1 pseudogene is annotated in these 575 nt (G+C 47.7%); it reads right to left on the bottom strand.

Going from position 1 to position 575, the window contains the following annotated elements:
- Positions 1-90: 90 nt before the first annotated feature.
- Positions 91-575 (bottom strand): annotated as a pseudogene (locus PPOP_RS24710) (hypothetical protein); the annotation flags it as partial.

Raw genomic sequence — 575 nt, 5'->3', positions numbered from 1 at the left:
CAACACATTTACTCGCCCAACTACGCTTTGCTTTTTGCCGTCCTTGTTACGGCTCAATCTGACCTCGATAACCTATTTTTCACCAGACTTTTAGAAGGCCCTGCTGTAGCCACTTGTCATTTTCTGTACGCGCTTTTCAAAGTTTTCACGCGGTAGCCAATACATCTGATAGACAAATCTTTGCTGTGTGTCCTTGTCCATCATTAGCAGGGTGGCAGCCGTTAAGTCGGTTGCAATGGATAGATTGGCCCCGATATCGTTCGGGCTGTTCTTGGCCTTCTTTACCTTCCGGCTTAGGTCGTCCTGAAACTTGCCGTCTACCACGTTGCAGGCATAGGCATACATATCATCAAATATGTACTCTCTGACGGTTCCGGCTGTCGTAATCATGATAAGTAGCGGCTGCCTTGCGCTCTGGCTCTGCTTCATAAAATCAATGGCCTTGTTCGCCCTGGAGGTCGACAAAGACACGGATGTATTGGAGGCCACTGAAGAACTTGCGTTTTTCTTCGGAGGCGGTGCAGATAGTATAAAAAGAAGACATTCACCCCGCGTTTTGGAGATGAATGTCTTCT

It is taken from the genome of Paenibacillus popilliae ATCC 14706, from assembly GCF_000315235.1.
Taxonomy (GTDB): domain Bacteria; phylum Bacillota; class Bacilli; order Paenibacillales; family Paenibacillaceae; genus Paenibacillus_B; species Paenibacillus_B popilliae.
The sequence above is the reverse complement of the archived record's forward strand: the minus strand, read 5'-3'. Positions and strand labels throughout refer to the sequence as shown.